We start from the raw sequence: 685 nt of genomic DNA on the forward strand, positions 1-685 counted from the left end.
TTCTCGCCATCTCGGCGCACTGGTACACGCGCGGTACGGCGGTGACGGCGATGAGCAATCCGCGCACCATCCATGATTTTGGAGGCTTCCCGCAGGCGCTGTTCGACGTGCGCTATCCGGCGCCGGGTTCGCCAGCGCTGGCACAGCGCGTTATCGATCTGCTGGCGCCGGTGGCGGTGCAGGCCGATCAGCAGTGGGGCTTTGATCACGGCTCGTGGGGCGTGCTGGCGAAGATGTATCCACAGGCAGACATTCCGCTGATTCAGCTCAGTATTGATGGCACCCAGCCGGCGGCGTGGCATTTTGCGCTGGGACGTAAACTGGCGGCGCTGCGTGACGAAGGCGTGATGCTGGTGGCCAGTGGCAACGTGGTGCATAACCTGCGCATGATTCGCTGGCAGGGCGCGGAAAGCGCTTATCCGTGGGCGGAGAGCTTCAACCAGTTTGTGCGCGATAATCTGGACTACGAAGGCGAGGCGGTGCAGCATCCGCTGGTGAATTATCAGCAGCATGAAGGCGCGCAGCTGGCTAACCCGACGCCGGAGCACTATCTGCCGCTGCTGTATATTCTCGGCGCGCGAGCTGAAGGTGAGGCGGTGAGCATCCCGGTGGAAGGCATGGAGATGGGTTCGATCAGTATGCTGTCAGTGCAGGTTGGCTGACACCTGTGCCGCCCGCAGACCGG

The 685-nt window shown here is 62.8% G+C and carries 1 protein-coding gene; it reads left to right on the forward strand.

What is annotated here, in order from left to right; all coding sequences use genetic code 11:
• Positions 1 to 662 (forward strand): 4,5-DOPA dioxygenase extradiol (gene ygiD / locus FT726_RS27520; protein ID WP_346303868.1); only part of this gene is annotated, 662 nt, incomplete at its 5' end.
• Positions 663 to 685 lie beyond the last annotated feature (23 nt).

Source organism: Pantoea sp. Morm (genome assembly GCF_016643525.1).
GTDB classification, from domain to species: domain Bacteria; phylum Pseudomonadota; class Gammaproteobacteria; order Enterobacterales; family Enterobacteriaceae; genus Pantoea; species Pantoea dispersa.